This window comes from Dictyobacter kobayashii (assembly GCF_003967555.1).
GTDB classification, from domain to species: domain Bacteria; phylum Chloroflexota; class Ktedonobacteria; order Ktedonobacterales; family Ktedonobacteraceae; genus Dictyobacter; species Dictyobacter kobayashii.
The window spans coordinates 2,164,424-2,181,842 of sequence record NZ_BIFS01000001.1 but is presented as its reverse complement, the minus strand read 5'-3'; the positions used below and the strand labels follow the sequence as shown (position 1 = coordinate 2,181,842).

Here is a 17,419-nt window from a genome sequence, read left to right as displayed (position 1 = left end):
GCTCTGATATAATGGCTTTGAAAATATAGCATAATCATTATCCCGTTCAATGAAGAGCATCATATATAGCTGACAGGAGATAAGTATGGTACACACATCCTCAACCGCATCCCCCGTCTATCAGAATTTTATTGCCGGCCAATGGCGTAATTCACATAGTGGTGAAACCTTTGCCAGCACCAATCCCGCTCATACACAGGAGGTGATCGGACACTATCAGCTGTCTGATACAACTGATCTGGAAGAAGCGGTTACGGCGGCTGTAAAGGCACAGCGTGGCTGGGCCGCGCTGCCTGCGCCTGCGCGTGGTGAAATCCTCTTACGTACCGCCCTGTTATTAGAGAAAAGCCATGAAGAGCTGGCCACTTTGATGACACGTGAGATGGGCAAAATTTTAAGAGAGACGCGGGGCGATGTCCAGACGGCCATTGATGTGGCTAAATTTGTCGCGGGCGAGGGGCGCCGCGCCGAAGGCGAGACCGTTCCTTCCGGCCTTCCCGATAAGTTCTGCCTGACCATTCGCCAGCCAATCGGAATTGTGGGCATTATTACACCCTGGAATTTTCCGCTGGCTATCCCGGCCTGGAAAACCTTCCCGGCCCTTCTGGCTGGTAACGCCGTGATCCTCAAGCCTGCCAGCGATACTCCTTTGCTTACTTTAAAACTGGCCGAAATTTTGCAAGAGGCGGGATTGCCAGATGGCGTCTTTAACGTTATCACTGGTCCGGGAGGTACCCTGGGGGATGCTCTGGCCAGCCATAAGAAGATCAATATGATTTCACTCACCGGATCAAATGAGGTCGGACGGCGGGTGGCGGAACTGTGTGGCCGCGATTTACGGCGCTGCGCCCTGGAACTGGGTGGCAAAAACGCCGTTATTATTATGGATGATGCCGATCTGGATCTTGCCGCCAACAATATTACCCTGGGCGCTTTTGGGACCACTGGACAGCGTTGTACCGCGACCAGTCGTGTCATTATCCATCGCGCAGCTTATAACGCGTTTGTGGATCGTCTGGTGGCTGCTGCTGAGCAACTGCGTATTGGCGATGGCCTGGAAGCTCAGACTGAGGTTGGTCCGCTGGTTAATCGTGGCCGCGTCAAAGCTGTGGATGCCTATGCACAGATTGGTAAACAGGAAGGAGCACGCCTGCTCACAGGTGGCGCACCACTCATTGAGGAGGCCTACCAGGAAGGTGCCTATTACCAACCGACTATCTTTGGCGATGTCTCACCCGATATGCGTATCGCGCAGGAAGAAGTCTTTGGCCCATTCCTCTCCCTCATTCCAGTTAATTCATATGAAGAGGCCATTACAGTAGCCAACTCGACTGAATATGGACTCTCGACTGGCATCTTTACTGAAGATGCTCGCCTGGCCTTCAGAGCCATGCGCGATATCGAATCGGGCCTTGTCTACATCAACGCAGGCACCACTGGTTCAGAGATTCATCTGCCATTTGGTGGCATGAAAAATAGTGGCAATGGGCACCGTGAACTGGGTCCCGACTCTGTAAATGAGTTCTGCGAGCTGAAGAGCGTCTTTATTTCTTATCCACCTCGCAAGCACTAAAATTCACCTTGAGATCTGAGGTTGCGCGCCTTCGGCGCTCAAGGAATCTTCTTATGTGGTGCTAGAAAGTGCGCCCAGCGCACTTTTTAGCACCACATAAGGAAAAAAGTGCGGGCGCGCCAGCTCACGCCCGCACAAGAGCGGCAAGCTTCCCATGAGGATGGGAGTAAGGCACATTATAAGAAAAAGGGGATAGCCACCTGATGGCTATCCCCTTTTTCTTATATTATGATTTATATTCCATATTTCTTGTATAATTTAACTTAAAAATATACCCAAAAGTATAAATATAACAAATAACCCCCTTTGCTCGTATATAATAGAGGAACCTGTTGATGTGAAGGTTCAGGGAGGGGTATATGCAAGAGCAGCACGTTACAAAGTTGGAAGATGTGATTATGTGGTTGAAAGAGTATGCGATTGCTTTTGGGAGCACGTTGCCGGGTGGTGATAATCGCGACCTTCAACCATTCGCGGATATTGTAGGTAGTGCTCGTATTGTGGCTTGTGGTGAAGCAACTCATGGTACACATGAGTTTTTTACGTTAAAACATCGACTTCTGGAATTTCTGGTCAAGGAGAAGGGATTTACCCTGTTCGCTATCGAGGAAGGCTGGGTAGAGGCCCAACGCATCAATGAGTTCGTTTGTCATGGGCATGGTGATCCACTTAGCCTGCTGGATGGTTTGCGCTTCTGGACCTGGAAGACGCAGGAGATGTTAGATATTATCTATTGGATGCGATTATACAATGAGCGGCGTGGATCGGCTCCGGCTATACAGTTCTGTGGCATCGATATGCAATCATATGATCTGGCCATGCAGAATGTACTGGCATTTGTACTGCAGGTTGATCCCGCGGCTGCTGAAGAGTTGACGGAGCTTTACGGAACTTTCCTGGAGTTTGCGGATCATCCCAGCCTCTATTGTAATGAGCCAGTACAGGTGAAGCAAACCTGTCAGTTACAGATTCAGCGTGCCTATTCTCTACTCAGCCAGCGCCGCCCCATCTATGAAAGACTCTCTTCCTCCAGTGAGTTCGAATATGCGCTACATAGTGCCCGCATTGTCATTCAGGCTGAAGAGATGTTTTCCTCTTTTAACTATGAGTTACGGGATTGTTTTATGGCTGAGAACGCCATCTGGCACGTTGACCAGGCTACTCCTGGCGCGAAGATGTTTATCTGGACCCATAATGGGCATGCAGCGGCTCCCCTCGGGAATGAGCAGCGTAGATTTATGGGAACCTATCTGAGTGAGCATTATGAGGAAGCCTTCCTATCGATTGGGATGCTCTTTTACCAGGGGAGCTGCAATGCACTGCATCGCCAGCATCCAAAGGAGCCGCAACCCCAACAGGTGGCATTGCCGCCACAAGATAGTTATGAATATGCCTTTCACGCGACTGGTCTGCCGCGTATGATGATTGATCTGCAGGGGTTTTCCGATGACGAAGCAAGAAGTGCCTGGCTCTTACAGCCCCATCAATATCGTGTGATCGGTGCCATGTACTCACCGGAGCACGATCCTCTTTACTGGTCTATGATCGAGCTGGCCTACGAATTTGATCTTGTCTTCTACATCAATGACTCGACCCCATCGCGACTCATCCATAGCAGCCATTTGCGGGCAGAGGAGCCACGCCAGGCCGCTGCGCTAACCTCGGCTCAGCCTAGAAATGCCAATTTCGCCTCTGGCCTGGCATACTGGTTATATACTACTCCGCCAGGACATGAATGTGGGGTGGAAACTACCATGGCTCATAGCGGCGAGGCCTGCGCTTATCTAAAATCCTCTGAAGAGGATTCGCTTGTTTTTAGCACTGTGCACCAGATGATCGGGTCAAGCGCCTATAGTAATCAGAGACTTCGTTTCTCTGCATACGTTAAGGCTAAACAAGTACAGAAAGCAGCGGGCTTGTGGATGCGTATTGAAGGTCCTCGGGGTCCACTGCGGTTTGATGGCATGTATAATCGATCTATCACAGGTACCAGTGATTGGACGCGCTATGAGATCGTATTAGATGTGCCAGAGGATTGCACACAGATTGTCTTTGGTCTTCATCTTTCGGGTCGTGGCCAGGTCTGGCTCGACGATGTAGAGTTAGCAAGTGTTTCTTCTGAGGTGCCTACCACGGATATCTCCTGATAGCCAGGTGCCGCTAGGCATCGCCACGCTGGAGGGCAAATTGATCAAACATGGCCTCCCAGACTTCTTGATTCTCGATTCGCTCACGTGGATTAGCAACGCGCCCATTAATCATTTCAAAGATGCAACTGAGTAAGCGTTGGAGAACCATTGAGGCCTCGTCATAGAAACCAGCCGCTTTTTTAATGTCGCCGTTGAGGATTTCATAGCAGAGTGCTGTGAAGTTCTCAACGTCGATATGATTCTGGTCGACGCGGAACTCATAACTTCCCATGTGCCAGAGATTCTCATTAACCATCAAGGTATGCAGGGTCCTGGCATCCAGATCGACCCCATTGACGCGGCAGGTTTCAGCCAGCGCATCCATGGTCCAGTTGATAAAGGTCACCAGTGTCGAAAGTTGCTCGGTTGGTGTGTGTTTGGTTTCCCACTCCTGCTCCATACGGCTAATCAAATTGAGTAGCTCGAAGTTCTCCAGGCGCAGTTTCTCGGCGGGATCGGGTAGGCGAACTTTATGCCCATTGAGGTGTTGAGCCTCTTGATAGACAGGGAGGAGGAAGCGCTGCTGAGCCAGTTGACCCAGTTCGCGGGCCACATCCAGCTCAGGCCGACGTAGGGCACTGGCGATGCGCCGCACACGCCGATATAGATTGACATGGGTGAATAGTTCCAGGCTGCGAATATCAAAGCGCATCGCATAGGGAATGGCCGGTGCCAGTTGTAACATGGTACGCATACCCTGTGGGAGTACATTTGTCAATTCCTGCCATTCATCACTGTAACGCACCATTTCCATTGTGGCGCGCACTACCTCGATATCCAGGGATGCCTCACCGTAGGGGAGCAATTTCTGTACATTAGGGCTGGCAATAAACTCGTAATAGCCATCGCCCCACATGGAAAGCTCACGAGCAGTCCAGAGCGTTTTAATGCGCAGGGCTTCACGCAACTGTTGCTCGGTGATTACATTCATCATGACGAGGCGTTCACCAATGCGCTTGCCCAGTGGATCTTGCAGCTGTTGGGCATAGGCCTCTTCGATATGGTGATAGGTCGTCATACCCAGTTGTTGCAATACATCGCCCAGAGCCAGAGCACCTGGATCTAACTCTGTCGCATTCGCCAATTTTCCTTCATTAAAATAAAGGATACCCATGCGCCCCGTACTCTGTTTGAGATGAATCGCACCCGTCATGCCTCCAAGCTCTACAATTTGTAGGATTTCGACGAGGCCAAAATCTTTCAGATTACCAGACAAGACGGTGCCTGTATTCATTCTCTCCCCCATGTGCTAGCAGTGCGCCTGGTTATATGGATCGTTATGCAAATATATTTAAGGCGTATTTAGAAAAAATCTGCAATTTCCGCATTAAACCTTCTCAGTACATAAGCCTATGCTCTGCATTATATCAGAGCTTTACCTCATTCAACAAGTTGCTGATCTCTGTTTCGTTGTTTCTGTATCGCGGTAACTGGATCGTGAAGCAGGACCCTTGCCCGGGCTGGCTTTCAACCTGGATTGATCCACCATGGGTGCGCACAATCCAATCCACGATGGCAAGTCCCAGGCCATTACTATTGTTACTGGTTCTTTCGCGTGCCGGGTCAACACGATAGAAGCGCTCGAAGATCCGGGCGCTATGTTCTGGCGTCATACCGATGCCCGTATCGCGCACTGTCAGGCTGGCGGTTGAGGCTGTTTGATCCACTGCTATCCAGATATGGCCTCCCGGATTGGTATAGCGGATGGCGTTGTCGAGCAGGTTCATAACGACTTGAATCAGGCGGGCCTCGTCACCAATCAAGGTGACCGGTTGGGGAGCCTGCACCTCGACCTGAATATTGCGTTCCTGGGCCAGGACCTCGGTGGTGGCGGCCACTGTTTCTACCAATACATCCAGCTGGACGACCTCATGCTCAAAACGGGCCTGCCCCTCGTCACCTTTAGCCAGGGTTAGGAGGTCGTTGAGGAGCAGGCTCAGGCGCTCCGTCTCACTATGTATTTCCTGTAGTACAGTGACTGCTTCATCTAGTTGAGGGGTGTCCAGCAGGGCGATACCTGCTTTATTACGGATCACTGCTACCGGTGTACGTAATTCATGAGAAGCATCGGCGACGAAGCGGCGCTGGCGGGAAAATGACTCTTCTAGCGATTCCAACATCTCATTGAGTGTAATGGCCAGGTATTGCATTTCGTCACGCACCGGAGGTACCTGGATGCGCTGATGAAGGTCGCCCGCCTGGATTTTCCTGGCCGTCGCGGCTAGCCGCTGCATCGGCGCAAATGAGCGCGCCGCCAACCAGTAGCTACCGGCTGCAGCAATCAGTAAAACCAGGAAGCCAACCGCCAGCAATGCAGCTACCAGACGATGAAGTAAGCTGTGTAAGTGTTCTAGTGATTGCCCGACTTGAATTACAGCCAGCGGTTTTCCCTGACTGGTTAATGTTCGACTGTAGAGGCGTACCTCTGTATCTTTCTCCGCTATCACGGTTCCTTGCCATGGCTCTCCATGCAAAGGTTGTGTGATACTGATGCCCGGCACGTGCAAAGTGTGAAAGGCTGAGGTCTCGCCCAATATTTTCCCCTGGGCATCTGCCAGGCGCACCAGGGCACCCGCATTGACATCGACAGCCTGCGGTGCAGACTGCTGTAGCGGCGTCCCAAATCCAGGTAGATCACCAACAACATCGTGGAAGCGTAGCGTTCCATTCTGGATAACGAGATCGCTGGCAATCTGCTGCGCGCGAATCTGCAGGTCAGTATCTACACTGGCCTCCAAAGAGCTCTCCAGATATTTATAAAATAGTGCTCCCGTGAGTAGCAAGAGGATGGCAAAGGCGATTGTATACCAGGCTGCTACTTGCAGACGTAAACTGAAAGGAAAAGAGCGACGTAGCAAGGCGATCATTGGATAGGCTCCTTTAGTTGATAACCGGAGCCCCGCACAGTCTGAATGAGATTGGGTTCGCCAGCCGCGCAAAGCTTATTGCGCAGATAGCGGACATAGACCTCAATCACATTTGAAAACTGTTCGGCATCATAGTCCCAGACGTGCTCGGCTATTGTGGTGCGACTCAAAATTTCACGGGGATGGCTCATAAAAAAATGCAGCAAGGTGTATTCTTTGCTTGAAAGCGCGATCAGCCGCTCGCCCCTCCGTGCTTCGTGGGTACGGGTATCCAGGGTAATATCCTGGAAGCTCAGAACCGGCGTTCTGGTGGAGCTGTTACGGCGCAGGAGAGCGCGTACCCGAGCTTCGAGTTCACGAAAATCAAAGGGCTTGCTCAGATAGTCATCCGCACCCAGGTCAAGTCCCTGGATACGATCGTCAACTGTGCCAAGCGCGGTGAGAAATAGGATCGGCACCTGCTGGTGCATCTCACGTAAACGCCGGCAGACCTCGCGACCATCCAGACCGGGAAGTAGGATATCGAGAATAATCAGATCATAGGGAACGTCGCTTTCGCGAGCCAGCGCATCCTCGCCATTGGTGACCAGATCTACCAGATAATGGCAACGCTCCAGCCCTTTCTTGAGATCAGGACCCAGTGCAGGATGATCTTCCACGACTAATAGACGCACAATAGCTCCTTTCAACAGATCAACACATGCTCATCTTTTCCCTATCATAGCAAGGGTCGATGAGATAAATATGAGCAACCCCCCATTTGTCCTGTCGATTTTTACTCTCATATTCATCTCATATGAAGTTACTAGAGTAGAGGAGTAAATATAAAAAGTAATGTTTGCTTAACGCAGGGTACATTATTTCTACTCATCTTACAAAGGTCAAATGTGTTCGCATAACGAAGAAAGGAACATACGTATAATGAACAATAAACGGACCCTCTTTTGGGGGGCGATTGTCGCCGCTATCATTTGTATTGGCGTGAGCATCTACTATATCGTTCCTGGCTATAACCATATACTTGTGACACACGATGCTACCCACTCCCATCCTACCCATGCCTTCGCCTTTTTTGCCCTGGCTGTAATCTGTGTCATTGTGGCCCTGGTGACGCGACCCAGGTCTGCTAGTGCGATACAAGCGGCTACTCAAGAGGAGAAGCGTGCATGAACCTATCGTTCTGGCAAACCCTCTTTTTAGCTTTGTTGCAAGGGGTCACAGAACTGTTTCCCATCAGTAGCCTGGGACATACAGTGATTATCCCGGGATTGCTCCACTGGGGTGACCTGGTACGTGATAAGCACTTCTTGCCGCTGATCGTGGCCCTTCATCTGGGGACCAGTATCGCGCTGGTGATCTACTTCTGGCGCGATTGGCTGGGCGTTGTGCTGACATTGGTGGATAGCATCAAAAAGGGCGAAGTGCAGACCGGGACAGATTCATGGGTTAGCTGGCTGATCATTATTGGCTGTATTCCTGCGGGTCTGCTGGGCGTCTTTCTGGAAAATCCACTGAAGGAGCTGTTTGCCTCACCAATTATCGCGGCCACGTTTTTGTTTGTTAACGGCCTGATCTTGTTCGGGGGTGAAATCCTGCGCCGCCGAGCCGAGACCAGAAAAAGCTCCCTTCCATTGCAGCAGCAAGGAGCCAGTCGACCACTCTCTTCATTGACCTGGAAAGAGGCTGTGCTGGTTGGCCTGGCCCAATCGCTGGCGCTGATTCCTGGCATCTCGCGCTCAGGATCTACCATCGTCGCCGGTTTAGGTGTACGCCTCAATCACGAAGATGCAGCGCGCTATTCTTTCCTGCTTGGCACGCCTTTGATCGGGGCCGCCGCGCTCCTGGAAGTGCCGCAGCTCTTTGGGCAATCGGCCTCAGTACTGGGACTGGTGCTGTTAGGCATGGTCGTGGCAGGTATTGCTGCTTTCCTGAGCACAAAATTTTTGCTGAAATACTTTGAAAACGGCCGCCTCTATCCCTTTGCTGTCTACTGCTGTGTGGCTGGCCTGTTCGCCTTACTCTTCTTCATCTTTGTGCACTAGCCTGCTTAATGATCAGTGACCCCTGCTTACGTAATGTGGAGCAGAGCGATCACTGACCATTTTTTTCAACAGTTGTCTCAATCTCTCCTCTTCTGGCATCCCGGGCTGCTATAATCAAGTATGAATATGAACAATAAAGTCGCTTTAATTACTGGTGCTGGACGTGGAGTTGGGCGTGCGACCGCCCGTTTGCTGGCACAGGCTGGTGCCCGGGTTATCCTGTTCAGCCGCACCCGCGCGCAGCTAGACGAAGCCGTGGCCGAGATTACCCATAATGGTGGTCAGGCCGTGGCCTTTGTCGGTGATGTTTCCCATGAGGAGGATGTGCAGGTCCTTTTCCAGCATATCAAAGACACCTATGGTCGTCTGGATATCTTGATCAACTGCGCCGCTATTGTGGCCGTGAAGCCATTTGCCGAAATGGAGACCGCTACCTGGGACCAGGTGATCAACATCAATCTACGCGGCACATTCTTGTGTTGCCGCGAGGCTTTCCGCCTGATGATGGAGCAGCAGCAAGGTGTCATCATTAATATCTCCTCCCTCTCAGGCGTCAAAGGCGTTGAGAAGTTTCCTGGCATGAGCGCCTACAATGTCTCCAAGTCGGGTATCGCAGGGTTGACCGAGATCCTGGCCGTCGAGGGCAAGCCGCACAACATTCGCGTTTGCGCCGTCAGTCCGGGAGCGGTCGATACCGAAATGCTACGCCAGGCTGCCCCCCACCTGAAGGCAGGTATGAGCGCCGATGAACTGGCCGAGATCCTGGTCTACCTGGCCTCGGATAGCGGGCGCATGTTCAGCGGCAGCAACATCGAGCTCTTCACCAACGCATAAGATCCACCAAACCACATACACTCCCGGTGCTTGCTACACGAGGATAGCTGGCACCGGTCTATTTTATTGGGCCGGTTAAACGTAATAAAGTAAAGATAACCCCTGCTGAGTATCCTGAACATGCCTGCTAAACGTCAATAGTAGAGAGTATTAAAAAAACATTCTGGCTCTCTGGCAGAGGTGGAAGAGGCACGATACGCCAAAGTAGAGAGATATTGGGAATAAATAGACGCTTTGCAATCTTGTAGATTGTAGCAACAAATTTTGCCGAAGGACACCTGACAGGGAGTGCCGGGGGACGACAGTCTCAAGGCCGGGTTTTTGGGTATCCCGACTGCCCTTTTGAAGCTTGCCGGCCACGTCAGATCAGAGGGAGTGCCGGGGGACGTCAGTCCCAAGGCCGGGGTTTGGGATATTCCCAATGCCCTTTTGAAGCTTGCCGGCCACGCCAGATCAGAGGGGGTGCCGGGGGACGTCAGTCCCATGGCCGGGGTTTGGGGTGCCCCCAACAAAATCCTCTTCCCCTCTCGCCGCCGCAGGCGGCGCGAGAAAAGTACCGGAATGAATACAAAGGCCTTAAGATAGAGAGAAAGAAGGAACCATATGGTCTATCTGACCCGGCGCGTCACTTTTAGCGCGGCACATCGCCTATGGAGCAATCATCTCACTGAAGAAGAAAACTATCAAATTTACGATAAATGCGCGAACCCAAATGGACATGGACATAACTATATTCTAGAAGTTACAGTGCATGGGCAGCCAGATCCAAAGACCGGCATGGTCATGAACCTGACCGATATGAAAAAGATTACCAATGAGCAGGTAGTGGATTGGGTGGATCATAAGCATCTCAATTATGATGTGCCCTGGTTAGAAGGCGTGATCCCAACCGCCGAGATGCTGGCCATTAAATTCTGGGAGCGCCTGGAACGTGGCTTTCCAACTGGCTTACTCTATGAGGTCACGCTCCACGAGACAGAGAATAATAGCGCTAGCTATCGTGGTGAGCATACTGATGCGCTGGAAGCAGGGATAGCATGAGAATAGCTCTGGTGGCACCACTGGTGACGCCCATTGTGCAGCCGTTCACCGGTGGTTCGCAGGCCGTCGTTGCCGACCTGGCCCTGGGGATGGTAGAGCGCGGACACCAGGTGACCCTGTTCGCTCGTGAAGGCTCACATGTGCCGGGTATTCATATTGAACCCATAGCAGTGCCCGAACATGTGTCGCCATCCAGTTTTGCTGAACCGGGTAAAGAGCAAGCGCTCGATCCAGGTTTTATGGCTCAGGCCAATATTTTTCTGGAGCTTTTCCTGCAATTGCGGCAGCGAGCACATGAATTTGATGTTATTCATGCCCATCCTTTGACTGGCCCAGTTTTGCCTGTAGCACCCTGGTAACGACCATTCCGGTTTTGCACACTGTCCACCTGCCCGCCATCTCGCCCGAGGTCAATAACGTTCTAAGCGTTCTGGAGCGCCAGCAACATCCAGTGGGCCTGATTACCGTTTCTGAGGCCTGTGCCCAGGATTATGCCGCCTATTGTTCCTTTGATCATGTTATTTATAATGGGCTGGATATCGAAGCGATTCCTTTTTCTCCTATAGTGTCCTCGGACGCGCCCCTCTTATTCGCCGGGCGCATCACACCTGAGAAAGGTGTGGAGCAGGCGATTGATATCGCGGAACAGGCTGGGCGGCGTTTGATCTTAGCCGGCGGGATCTACGATCGCAGTTACCACGAAGAGCGTATCCTGCCTCGCATTGCGCGCAATCAGGATCAGCTTACCTACCTGGGTCAATTGGATCATGCCACTCTCTGGAAACTAATGGGCGAAGTGCAGGGCCTGCTATTCCCAATTGCCTGGGACGAGCCCTTTGGACTGACCCCTGTGGAAGCTATGGCGACCGGCACCCCGGTAATCGCTTTCCGGCGTGGTGCCACTCCCGAAGTAATCGAGGATGGGAAGACGGGCTTTTTAGTTCCGCCTGGTGATTGTGTTCAGGCGGCTCTGACGGTGCAGCAGCTCTCTTCTCTCTCCCGTGAGTATTGCCGTGCCTATGCCGAGGCTAATTTTTCGCTGCAGCGTATGCTGGATGCGCATGAAAAGGTTTATTTGCGTTCTGTGCGTTGATGGGTGCGTGCGCATGCGCGCCCGAATCCAAATTTAATATGAAGTGCAAAAAATGTGCATTCGCACATTTTTTGCACTTCATATTAAATTTAAGGGAAAGCACTACTTTTTTATAGTGTTGTGGAAAAAGCACTACTATAAATTTATGGAAAGGTGCCCTTTTAGATTGTTATGGAAAGGTGCCCCTTTTAGATTGTTATGGAAAGGTGCCCCTTTTAGATTGTTATGGAAAGGCGCCCCTTTTAGATTATTGTGGAAAAGGCGCCCCTTTTAGATTGTTATGGAAAGGCGCCCCTTTTAGATTATTGTGGAAAAGGCGCCCCTTTTAGATTGTTGTGGAAAGGCGCCCCTTTTAGATTATTGTGGAAAAGCGCCCCTTTTAGATTATTGTGGAAAAGGCGCCACAGCGCCTTTTCCACAACAATCTAAAACCAGTTCGGGCGCGCATGCGCACGCACGCAGGGAAATGCTTCTTAGAAGACTGGCAGGTAACGCTCAATCTCCCAATTGTGAACCTGTTGGCGATACTCCGTCCACTCAATACTTTTAGCATCGATAAAACCTTCATAGATTGTATCGCCCAGCACATCACGGATCAACGCGTCTTCACGCATGCTATCCAGCGCCTCGCCCAGGGTGGCTGGCAGCAGACGAGCCCGGGGACGTAAGCGCTCACTCTCGTCTTGCAGGAAAATATTTTCATCCATCGCTGGCGGCAAAGTCATTTTGCGTTGAATACCATCCAGGCCGGCACGTAGCATGACGGCCAGAGCCAGGTGAGGATTACAACTGGGATCGCTGCAGCGCAGCTCGATGCGCATTGAAGCTTGCGGATCTGTCCCGGGGCGTGGTACACGAATTAGCGCCTGGCGATTCACACGGCCCCAGTTTACAAACACTGGTGCCTCATAGCCTCGTACCAGACGCTTATATGAATTTACTAATGGAGCCAGGATTGCGCACATTGAGCGTGCATGTGCCAGCTGGCCGGCGATAAAGCCACGGCCAAGCTCGGAAAGCCCATATTCACCGCGCTCATCGACAAAAACATTCTTGCCTGTCTCTATACTCATCAATTGCTGATGGATGTGTAAGCCAGAGCCATTGGTGCGATAGAAAGGCTTGGGCAAAAACGTTGCGTAGAGATTATGCTGCGAGGCAATCGCTTTGATCACATATTTAGCGGTCATCAAGCTATCGGCCATGCGCAGGGCATCACCACTTTCAAAATCAATCTCATGTTGACCAGGGGCCACTTCATGATGGCTACCCTCGATTTTTATGCCCATACTTTGCAGCGCATGCACCATCTCACTACGAATGGTGACAGTAAATTTGGTGGAGAGGTCAAAGTAGCTACCCGGATCATCATGCAGCGGTACCGGCTTCTTATCTTCAAATTGGAGCAAGAAAAATTCTAACTCAGGGGCGACCTGGTATTTGAAGCCCATGGCCCGGGCCTCCTCAATTGCTCCCAGCAGCGCGGCACGAGGATCGCCTTCGAAGCGTTCCCCATCGGGCTCACGCACATCACAAATGACCCGTGCCACCACCTCATCGTCGCTCTGCATGTCTTGTTGGCGCGTACTAATGATTGGAGCAGGGCGCACCGTACCAGGCAGCGTGGTAAAGGTGGTCAGGTCAGGATACAGATACATATCGCTCTCAGCCACACGCGCTATATTCTCAAGTGCGGAACCGTCAAACCACTTGCCGTGTCGCACACAATCAGGGAACTGCTCTACTGGAATAGTTACACATTTGGCAACACCCACCACATCGGTGAATTCCAGGTTCACAAAACGAATCCGCTCGTTTTTAATGGTGGCCATTACCTGCTCGAAGCTGGTATGGTCACTGCGTTTGTCTGCCATGCTCTTTGCTCCTTTGCGCCTTTGCTGTTCTATATTTTATTGTCTACTTCGACAGATTGTTGGTCACCTTATGTTTTTTTCTTTATCACAAAAAGAGAAGAGTAGCCCTCAACAGAAAGCTTGTACTACTGTAACTATCTATCCTATTGTATAGCATCAACGCTGTGAAAAGAGGCATTTTAGTAAAAATTTGTAAAAAATTTTCAGCTTGGCTCGTATTCTCATGGATACATTTGCCAGGATAGGGGTTCGAGATATGTTTACTGTATGAGGAAGTATATCACTAAATTCAAGAGGTGAATATATTGCGTGATAATAGCAATGAAGAGGGGTGCTATGCTTCGCTTCACGGTTGTCCCCTCTCCAATTTTTGAGGGAGAAGGGATACCGTAGAATGAAAGAAAAAATTTATTCTTGACCCAGCCAATGCTGGTCGGCCCGCTGCTCCCAGATAGCTCGGATCTCCTGGTACTCTTCATCTGAAAGATTGCCCGCTGCAATCAGAGCCGCATTTTTAGCGTAGCGCTCAGGATGGGTGGTTCCCACGATCGCGGTATGTACACCAGGCACGCTCAAGGTAAAGCGTAGCGCAGTCGCGAAGGCGGTGGCGGGTCCGCTCTGCAGGAAGTCATACTTAAGGTGCTGAAGTCGTTCCCAGTATGGATATCCATAATCATTTTTAGCGATATCGGGATTATTCCAGGCGGCGTTGGCGATCGGTCGCTTGGCGATAACACCCATATTGCGCTCAATGGCCATCGGAAGTGTAAAATCGATGGTCTGCTGATCCGCGATATTCAATGAGGTCTGCAGAGTATCAAAGGCATCGGTACGAATGGCATAGCGCGCGTTTTCATTTGTGCCGCTATAGCCAATGTAGCGTGTTTTGCCCATGCGTTTGGCCTTTTGTAGCACATTAATGACATCTCCCTGGCGCAACACTTCCAGCGGGCAGGTATGTAGTTGCAGCAGATCTAGATGGTCAGTGCGTAGCCGCCTCAGGCTTCTATCAATACTGGCCTCTAGCAGACGCGGGTCCCAGTCAGGGTAATCTGGTAACTCTTCGCCAGCGGCATGCCCACATTTAGTGAACAGGTAATAATCATCTCGGCGTGTAGAGACTGCACGGCCGATCAACTCCTCACTATCACCATAGCATTCGGCAGTGTCGATGACATTTAAACCGGCATCCAGTGCACTGCTTAAGATCCGTTCAACATCTGCCGGAGTCGTATTCGATCCAATTTCGGCACCACCGAATCCAAGCACACTGACCTGCATATCGGTTTTACCAAATTGACGCCGTTCCATGTGAAACTCTCCTTTGCTTTCCAATTATGGGACAAGAATGCCGCAAGTGCCCCCGAGGAGTGAGTCTGTGGCACAATTGTTTCTATTATTTCTAAGGGAAAAGCAATCAGTAAATGATAAAAGTAAGAGCACTCCCTGTATGATGGGGTGCTCTTACTTTTTTTTCATGCTTATAGTGTGTTAACGAACTTGTGGGGTTAAGAGTTTCAAATGGTGGCTCTTGTATACGTGCGCTGGCGCGCCTGAACTGTTTTATGATGTGATGCGGGAAATATGCTTTGCATATTTCCCGCATCACATCATAAAACATATTGTAGCGCTATAATATGTTTTAAGGGATGGTGTGGCAATGTGCTCCGCACATTGCCACACCATCCCTTAAAACCAGTTCGGGCGCTTCAGCGCACGTATGCAAAGGTGCGATAAAACTCTTAAGACAGTGTGTCACCAATCAGTTCTTCTTGGGAGAGGGGGCCGATGGCCGCTATGGTCAAAGGATGGACCGGCGAGTAGCGATGCAGCATGCTCAGAACCTGCTCCTGAGTTACAGCATCAATAGCATCTTTGATCTCCTGAATGGTTTTCAGTTCACGCTCGTACCACCAGGAGCGTAGTATAGCGCTCATGCGGGCACCAGAACCTTCACCGCGCATGACATTTTCGCTTTTCAACTGTACTTTAGCGCGCTCCAGCTCATCCGCGGTAATGCCATCTTGTTCTAATTTGCGCAGTTCACTTATGATAACCTGTAAGCATTCACGTCCCTGCTCAGGCGTCGTACCTGCATAGACGCGTAAGGCCCCGATATGTTTATTGCCCGCCAGGCCAGCCGATACGCTATAGACCAGGCCACGCTTCTCACGAACCTCCACGAAGAGGCGAGAAGCCATCGAGCCGCCCAACACTTCCGCCGCCACCATCGCTGCATAGTAGTCTGGATCAGTATAGTTGGGGAAAGGGACCATCATGCCGATATGCTCTTGTTTGCCCTCGCGGAATTCTAGGGAGATGCTTTGCTGGGGAGCTGGCGTCTGTTCTGGTGATGGAGCAGCCTCACCCTGCCAGTTGCCAAACAACTCCTGCATCCGTTCCACTACGTGTTCCCAGTCAAATCTGCCCGCGATTGAGAAGAGTACATTATTGGGCTGATAACGAGCCTGCCAGAAATTTCTTAGATCCTGGCGTTTGATCTGGCGTACCTGTTCATCAGTACCCAATACTAGTCGGCTTAGTGCGGTGCCTTTATAGAAATTTGCGCGCACCAGTTCAAAGATACGGCTCATTGGCTCATCATCGCGGCGGCGAATTTCTTGCAAGACCAGATTGCGCATTTGATCTAATTCACTGCTGGGAAAGGTAGGATTGAGCAGAATATCATGGAAAAGATCCAGGGTCGCATCAAACTTTGTATTGACGATCTGTCCCCAGACCATGGCAGTTTCCAGACTGGTGCTGGCCCCTTTGCGTGCGCCTAATGATTCAAAGGCTTCGTTGAGTGCGCGAGCATCTTTGGTTTTTGTGCCCTGGAAGAGCATATACTCAAAGAGATGAGCAAGTCCTTGCTTATCTTCTGGCTCGTGGACAACGGCTGCATCTAATTGGAAACCAAAGCTTATAGAGCTCAGGCTGGGCATATATTGCCCGATAAGCTCGATGCCATTTGGCAATTTATGGTAGAAATAGTTGGGTGGTAACCCCTGTTGGTCACTCATCTATTGGGACATCCTTTCTTAGACAGGAGTGGAGCCGCACATGGAAACATGGTTAGTATACCACAAGGAAAAGACAGAATGCTTAAAATGCTCTGTTGCATGTAGTGCCCTGGGCAGGGCGAGGCGCTGCGGTTTCTATACGCACGTAGCTCATTTCGCCCTGCTGAGTATAGAAAGTATCTGTTGCTATGCCGGTAGTAGTGCAGCTTGTTTGCGTGTGCTGATAATACCTATGACTGATAAAAGCAGTAGAGCCAATCCCGTGACCAGGAAAGTAAGCCTGGTTCCCAGGTAGGGCAACAATACCAGCACTGGCAAAAATGTGCCCAGGATACTGCCTGCCGTCGAGATAGCATAGAGCATTCCTGTTACCCGGCCAGCACTGCCTAACTGCTGGATACGGATACGGATAGAATACGGTGAGACGCAACCTAGCAACATGGTTGGAAGGGCGAAGAGCAGGATAACAGTAATCAACGATCCATAGAGGACGCCCACATCATACGAGGCAAAGGTCAATTGGGTCCAACTCAAGATTGGCCCTGCGATGAGTGGAATTAATAAAATCAAGAGCGAGGCCGCGGCAGTAATATAGTATAGATAGACCGGCCGTGGATAGCGGTCGGATAACAGGCCTCCTACATAGTAGCCAACGGTGAGGTAGAGCAGGATAAGACCAATAATACTGGCCCATACAAATAACGAATCGCCAAAGTAAGGTGAAAGCAGCCGTGACGCCGCCATCTCTACTGAAAGCGAGGCCGCTCCAGCAATAAATACCAGCAGGAGAAGCAGCCAGCCCTGGAATGATGAGGAGCCCCTTGCTGCCTCATTGGTTTCCGCAGCGGCTTGCGTTTTCTGTGAGCCTGTAGTCGTGGCCATA

The 17,419-nt window shown here is 50.9% G+C and carries 15 protein-coding genes; 8 read left to right on the top strand and 7 right to left on the bottom strand.

Annotated elements, in window-relative coordinates; translation table 11 throughout:
• The first annotated feature begins 85 nt into the window (after positions 1-85).
• Both EL645_RS09535 and EL645_RS09530 read left to right on the top strand, forming a co-directional pair.
• Positions 86-1,573, top strand: a complete 1,488-nt coding sequence (locus EL645_RS09535; RefSeq protein ID WP_126549805.1) for an aldehyde dehydrogenase family protein — start codon at positions 86-88, stop codon at positions 1,571-1,573.
• A 359-nt stretch (positions 1,574-1,932) separates the two neighbouring features.
• Complete coding sequence (locus EL645_RS09530; protein WP_126549804.1) at positions 1,933-3,720, top strand: erythromycin esterase family protein; 1,788 nt, start codon at positions 1,933-1,935, stop codon at positions 3,718-3,720.
• Positions 3,721-3,733: 13 nt separating this feature from the next.
• On the opposite strand, the gene EL645_RS09525 is transcribed toward EL645_RS09530, so the two are convergent.
• The 3 genes from EL645_RS09525 to EL645_RS09515 all read right to left on the bottom strand — a co-directional run bounded on the left by EL645_RS09525 (position 3,734) and on the right by EL645_RS09515 (position 7,303).
• Positions 3,734-4,996: a DUF4388 domain-containing protein gene (locus EL645_RS09525; RefSeq protein ID WP_161977265.1), complete on the bottom strand. Its 1,263-nt coding sequence runs from the start codon at positions 4,994-4,996 to the stop codon at positions 3,734-3,736.
• A gap of 133 nt (positions 4,997-5,129) precedes the next feature.
• Positions 5,130-6,629: a sensor histidine kinase gene (locus EL645_RS09520; protein ID WP_126549802.1), complete on the bottom strand. Its 1,500-nt coding sequence runs from the start codon at positions 6,627-6,629 to the stop codon at positions 5,130-5,132.
• Positions 6,626-7,303 (bottom strand): response regulator transcription factor, encoded by a 678-nt coding sequence (locus EL645_RS09515; RefSeq protein WP_126549801.1) that lies wholly within the window; start codon positions 7,301-7,303, stop codon positions 6,626-6,628. Before EL645_RS09515 ends, EL645_RS09520 begins: the two co-directional genes overlap by 4 nt.
• A 247-nt stretch (positions 7,304-7,550) precedes the next feature.
• Here EL645_RS09515 and EL645_RS09510 point away from each other — a divergent pair, with 247 nt between their 5' ends.
• The 6 genes from EL645_RS09510 (at position 7,551) to EL645_RS09485 (ending at position 11,639) form a co-directional block, all read left to right on the top strand.
• Positions 7,551-7,799: a hypothetical protein gene (locus tag EL645_RS09510; protein WP_126549800.1), complete on the top strand. Its 249-nt coding sequence runs from the start codon at positions 7,551-7,553 to the stop codon at positions 7,797-7,799.
• A complete protein-coding gene (locus EL645_RS09505; RefSeq protein ID WP_126549799.1) occupies positions 7,796-8,671 on the top strand; it encodes an undecaprenyl-diphosphate phosphatase in 876 nt (291 codons plus the stop codon). Before EL645_RS09510 ends, EL645_RS09505 begins: the two co-directional genes overlap by 4 nt.
• Positions 8,672-8,797: 126 nt before the next feature.
• A complete protein-coding gene (locus EL645_RS09500) occupies positions 8,798-9,505 on the top strand; it encodes an SDR family NAD(P)-dependent oxidoreductase (RefSeq protein WP_161977264.1) in 708 nt (235 codons plus the stop codon).
• Positions 9,506-10,108: 603 nt separating this feature from the next.
• On the top strand, positions 10,109-10,546 hold the full coding sequence (locus tag EL645_RS09495) for a 6-carboxytetrahydropterin synthase (protein WP_126549797.1): 438 nt from the start codon (positions 10,109-10,111) through the stop codon (positions 10,544-10,546).
• Positions 10,543-10,905, top strand: coding sequence for a glycosyltransferase (locus EL645_RS09490; RefSeq protein ID WP_126549796.1), 363 nt, complete (start codon positions 10,543-10,545; stop codon positions 10,903-10,905). The genes EL645_RS09495 and EL645_RS09490 overlap by 4 nt, the downstream gene beginning before the upstream one ends.
• A 14-nt stretch (positions 10,906-10,919) precedes the next feature.
• Positions 10,920-11,639: a glycosyltransferase gene (locus tag EL645_RS09485; RefSeq protein ID WP_161977263.1), complete on the top strand. Its 720-nt coding sequence runs from the start codon at positions 10,920-10,922 to the stop codon at positions 11,637-11,639.
• A 473-nt stretch (positions 11,640-12,112) separates the two neighbouring features.
• Here the strand turns inward: EL645_RS09485 and EL645_RS09480 are convergent, their stop codons facing one another.
• The 4 genes from EL645_RS09480 to EL645_RS09465 all read right to left on the bottom strand — a co-directional run bounded on the left by EL645_RS09480 (position 12,113) and on the right by EL645_RS09465 (position 17,418).
• Complete coding sequence (locus tag EL645_RS09480; protein WP_126549794.1) at positions 12,113-13,513, bottom strand: glutamine synthetase family protein; 1,401 nt, start codon at positions 13,511-13,513, stop codon at positions 12,113-12,115.
• Between the two features lie 408 nt (positions 13,514-13,921).
• On the bottom strand, positions 13,922-14,824 hold the full coding sequence (locus EL645_RS09475) for an aldo/keto reductase (protein WP_126549793.1): 903 nt from the start codon (positions 14,822-14,824) through the stop codon (positions 13,922-13,924).
• 431 nt (positions 14,825-15,255) lie between these two features.
• Positions 15,256-16,536, bottom strand: coding sequence for a M16 family metallopeptidase (locus EL645_RS09470; RefSeq protein ID WP_126549792.1), 1,281 nt, complete (start codon positions 16,534-16,536; stop codon positions 15,256-15,258).
• A 186-nt stretch (positions 16,537-16,722) separates the two neighbouring features.
• Positions 16,723-17,418 (bottom strand): fused MFS/spermidine synthase, encoded by a 696-nt coding sequence (locus EL645_RS09465; RefSeq protein ID WP_126549791.1) that lies wholly within the window; start codon positions 17,416-17,418, stop codon positions 16,723-16,725.
• Position 17,419 lies beyond the last annotated feature (1 nt).